Origin of the sequence: Desulfovibrio sp. ZJ200 (genome assembly GCF_011039095.1) — a bacterium.
GTDB lineage: Bacteria > Desulfobacterota > Desulfovibrionia > Desulfovibrionales > Desulfovibrionaceae > Desulfovibrio.
Window position 1 is genome coordinate 1 of the sequence record NZ_JAAKEH010000092.1, and the last position, 4391, is coordinate 4391.

Genomic DNA, 4391 nt, shown 5'->3' on the forward strand with positions numbered 1-4391 from the left:
TTGAAAATGCTCTGCTGACGCGAAAGCGGCAGCCGCCGCAACGCGGCGTACATTCAGGCGAAAACCGCGTTTTTCGCCTGAATGCCACCTTTGACTTTCATAAAAAGTCAAAGGTAATCTGCTCTAGAGCATTTTCACTTTGAAAATGCTCTGCTGACGCGAAAGCGGCAGCCGCCGCAACGCGGCGTACATTCAGGCGAAAACCGCGTTTTCCGCCTGAATGCCACCTTTGACTTTCATAAAAAGTCAAAGGTAATCTGCTCTAAGTCGGAATCCGGCCTTGCGGGCGCGCAATCCGTATTCCACATCTTCATAAGAGAGTGTTAGCTTTTGAATGTTTTCGCCACTTCCGAGCCGCATGGAATCTGGCTTTGGCAGGAAACAAACATTACTTTGGCAATACCCTCCTCTTTTTTTCGTTGGATTTCTCTCTGCGGGTGAAGAGAAAAAGCCTGTGTTGCCGATAAGCGCACAGAACATGGCAGGGTTGTGGCACACCACCTGGGGCGAGGGCGTGTCTGCCTGGATAGGATAATCCGAACGCACAAGATAGTGGCTGGGCTTGTCGTCTGCTCCCGTGCCGTGTGGAAAATTTTCATCAGTATGACCCTCCTCCGGCTCATCCACCAATGATGCACATGATGCAAACTCAGCAACATGCCGCTCAATGCCACCACCTCCGTCAATGCCTTCACGGCTTCAGTCGTCCGTAGGTTCTCTTTCGCAGCGTTTCGCAAGCGGATGTCGAGGCAGGTTTGGTGGAAGATGTCATGCTCGTCCGTGCACACGCGCACGATGACGGCAATGTTGCGGATCAGTTTGGCGCACTTCACCGTTTTTCCTGCCTTTGGGCTTTTCGGGGTTCGAAGGGGCAACGCCCCTCGCCAGCCGTGAGGCTATACGCGCAGCGTAGAGACGAAACGTAAGCTGGCCCTCGGAGACAAGGCCGGACGAATGAGCAGGCATCCGTGCGAAAACAGAGACGCATGATGCGGGCATCGGGATCGGTGCAGGTGCGTATCTGGCGGGAAACTGGATCGCATCCGACGCGTCGCGGATAGGTATGACAGCGACATCGGGCAAACACCCCGCTCACGGGAAAGCGGTATGCGGCGAAAGTCTGGGCATCATGCGGCAGCCGTCCGATCTGTATTTGGCACACAGCATGATCGGCATGGTGCGCGTGGCGGCGTGGACATCTGGACGTTTGTCCGGCGGTGACAGCGCATGTATGGGGAGAACACTACGGAGTATGAGCCGGGACGGGATTGTGTGTATCGCGCCCACCGCGTGTCGGTATGGAGACAAACCATGAGAAACGAGAATCTCTTTGGGGTGTCGCTGTCTTTGCGTCTCTGGGTTGCGAGCCTCCTGTGTGCATGGTGAGAAAGTGCAATCTTCGTGGAATATGTGAGATTGCCATTTCCCACCGGGATGGATTATTCGTCGCAAAGAGAGCGACGTCAGCATGTCCAGCGTGCCCGAATGCGTGTCTTGGCTTGAGCTTCGAAGACCAGGCAAAATGCTCTGCAAAAAATGAATCAGGCGCTGGAAGTCGGCCCGGAAGGTATGGCACGTGTATGGGAAATGAAAATGCCGGGAGGCGACCCGCCCGGCATGGGGAGGTTGGCTGATGAAGGGCGATAGAGTCCTCTGAAAGCCAGAAAGAATGTTGGTAGTAGAGTTGGTAGAAAAATGCGTAAAATATTTTTCTACCAACTATTCCAGATTGTTATAGCATTAGTGCAGCTTTTGATTGAAAATATCCATTTTCAATCAAAGAATGCTCTAAAAGGCGTAATTCAGTTCCTCAAAATAGGCCCTGGGATGGGCGCAGGCCGGGCAGACCTCCGGCGCATGGTCGCCTTCCACCAGGCAGCCGCACTTCAGGCAACGCCAGATCGTGGGCTTGGGGCGGCAGAACATGCGGCCTTCCCGGATCAGCGCGGCCAGTTCCAGAAATCGCTTTTCATGAAAGGCTTCGGCCACCGCGATATTGCGCATGACCGCGGCGATTTCGGAGAAGCCCTCCCTGGCCGCCACATCCGCGAATGACGGGTACATTTCCGTATGCTCGTAGTGCTCGCCCCCGGCCGCTTCCCTCAGATTGGCCTCGCTGCCCGCAATGACCCCTGCCGGGTACGCGGCCCGGATTTCCACCTCGCCGCCCTCAAGATACTTGAAAAGGCGCTTGGCGTGCGTCTTTTCCTGCAATGCGGTCTCGGCAAAAATGTCCGACACCCAGACAAAGCCGTCTTTTTTGGCCTGGGCGGCGTAAAAATCATAACGGTTACGGGCCTGGGACTCGCCGGCGAAGGCGGTCAGAAGATTTTTTTCCGTCTGCGTTCCTTTCAAAGATTTCATAGCTACCTCGCAGGTGAAGCATGTCTGGCATGGTTGCGCAATTCAAAAAATACAGGGAAAAAACAAGGGGATAGACAGTGCTATCCCCCTATGCTTTCTACTGGGCCTTGCGTTATCTGTCAAGGCAGGCGCAGTCTGTCCCCAGAGCATCATATTGCCTTTGAAACGCTCGCTCCGGCGCTTAACGGCGCAAGTAAATTGCGCCTGCGCCTATCTCTGCTGTCGTCATCCGTAAGGCGGCACAGCCGCCAACGGCTGACGCTCGCGGCGGGCATGGCTTCGCCCTGCCAGAGCGTTTAGCTCATTTCATGAGCAAAACGCTCCGGGGCTGCCGCATCGTATGCGGCAGCCCCGGAATGGATACGCCCCGCGCTTTACAGCTCTGGCCGCCTGTGGCAGCCTTGCCACATGCCTGCAAGTATCGCCGCCTTCGGCCCTGCCTCTTCCTCCAGATCTCCGTATGCGGCCTTTGCGGCTCCCGCGCCGCAAGCCGCCGTATTTTTTACCCTGGCCGACGGCACGCGCCTGGAGGCTGTGCTGCGCCGCTCGGCGCGGGCCCGGCGACCGCGTCTGACGCTCACCCAGGCCGGGGATCTTCTGCTGGTGGTCCCGCAAACCCTGCCCCCGGCACGCATTGAGCAGCATCTGCCCCAGTTTTTGCCGTGGCTGGAACGGGCCTGGCGCAAGCAGCAAAGCCGCGCGCCCGTGGCCACGCTGCCGGAGCGCATTGTGCTGCCCCTGCCGGATCGGGAATATCTTCTGGAAATTGCCGGGGACTGGGCAGCAGGCCGGCGTCAGATCGCTCAAGCGGCTCGCGCCCCGGAACTCGCGCCCCCTCTGCTGCTCAGCGCCGGGGCGCGGCGGCTGCTTGTGCTGGAAGAACCGGGCCGTTTGCGCCTTTTCGGCTCTGTGGACGACCCGGCCGTTTGCGCCCTGGCCCTGCGCCGCTGGTGCCGGGCGACGGCCGCGCGCCTGCTGCCGCCCTACCTCGCTGCCCTTGCCGCGCAAGGCGGTTTTGCGCTGGCCGGGGTCAGCGTGCGGGATCAGCGCAGCCGTTGGGGAAGCTGCGCGCGCGTGCGCGCGACCCGGGAACAGACGCAAATCCGGGAGCGCCGCCCACCGGCGCGCAGCGGCTTTGCCGGTTTTCTGAGCGCCTTGCTGGGAGACAAAGAGCGCGAAGAATGGGCGGAAGCGCCCAAAACGGCGGGGCGCATCAGCCTGAACTGGCGGGCAGCCCTGCTGCCCGTGCCCTTGCTGGAGCACCTCTGCTGGCATGAGCTCTGCCATTTGCGGCAGATGAACCACTCCCCGGCCTACCGGGCCGAGCTGGCGCGCTTTTCGCCGCACTGGCCGGAGATGGAAAAAGCGCTGAACAAAGCCTGGCGCGAGATGCCCTGGTGGGCCCTGCCCGCCGCGCCGCCGGCGCGTTAGGGCGTGTTAGAGCATTTTGCTTTTAACTTTTTACATAGCCACAGGATTTAAACCATCCTTCAGCGTCTTTTTGTGTGATACAACTTAATGCTTTTCCAATGGACTTGTACAGTTCATCACATGTTTTTGCTTTCATACCCCGAAGTAATTGTTTCACTTTGCTCCACATCTTTTCAATGGGATTTAAATCCGGGCTGTATTCTGGAAGGAAAATATACTTGCAGCCTTTTTCCCTTATCAAGTTTTGGGCTGTTTTTGATTTATGGACATTCAAATTATCCATTATAACAACATCGTTAGCTTTAAGCGTTGGAAGAAGAAATTTTTCAATATAAGCATTGTACATTTTTCCATCCAGTGCCCCATCAAAAACAACACTGCAAGTCTCTCCCGTTACCCGGATTGCTGAAAGTATGCTTATCCTTTCCCAACGTCCGTCTGACGCATGATCATGGCAACGTTGGCCATCTCTGGCTCTGCCGTATAATCTCGTCATATTGGTTTTGGCACCGGTTTCATCAATAAATATCAATCTATTACATGAAGCTTTTTGCTGGAACAGTTTCCATTCCTCACGTTTCCTTCTTACATCTTCG

At 56.7% G+C, this 4391-nt stretch carries 4 protein-coding genes; 1 reads left to right on the forward strand and 3 read right to left on the reverse strand.

Annotated elements, in window-relative coordinates:
• Nucleotides 1–246: 246 nt before the first annotated feature.
• Both G7Y52_RS14585 and rbr read right to left on the reverse strand, forming a co-directional pair.
• Nucleotides 247–627, reverse strand: a complete 381-nt coding sequence (locus G7Y52_RS14585) for a hypothetical protein (RefSeq protein WP_165073163.1) — start codon at nt 625–627, stop codon at nt 247–249.
• A 1161-nt stretch (nt 628–1788) separates the two neighbouring features.
• Nucleotides 1789–2364, reverse strand: a complete 576-nt coding sequence (gene rbr, locus G7Y52_RS14590) for a rubrerythrin (protein ID WP_165073165.1) — start codon at nt 2362–2364, stop codon at nt 1789–1791.
• 408 nt (nt 2365–2772) lie between these two features.
• On the opposite strand from rbr, the gene G7Y52_RS14595 reads away from it, so the two are divergent.
• Nucleotides 2773–3795, forward strand: coding sequence for a M48 family metallopeptidase (locus G7Y52_RS14595; protein ID WP_165073167.1), 1023 nt, complete (start codon nt 2773–2775; stop codon nt 3793–3795).
• A gap of 22 nt (nt 3796–3817) precedes the next feature.
• Here the strand turns inward: G7Y52_RS14595 and G7Y52_RS14600 are convergent, their stop codons facing one another.
• Nucleotides 3818–4357 (reverse strand): IS630 family transposase, encoded by a 540-nt coding sequence (locus G7Y52_RS14600; RefSeq protein ID WP_277424283.1) that lies wholly within the window; start codon nt 4355–4357, stop codon nt 3818–3820.
• Nucleotides 4358–4391 lie beyond the last annotated feature (34 nt).

Bases quoted from the DNA above. Each gene is read 5' to 3' on its own strand.
- G7Y52_RS14595 (WP_165073167.1), top strand. From the start codon at position 2,773: ATGCCTGCAAGTATCGCCGCCTTCGGCCCTGCCTCTTCCTCCAGATCT.
- rbr (WP_165073165.1), bottom strand. From the start codon at position 2,364: ATGAAATCTTTGAAAGGAACGCAGACGGAAAAAAATCTTCTGACCGCC.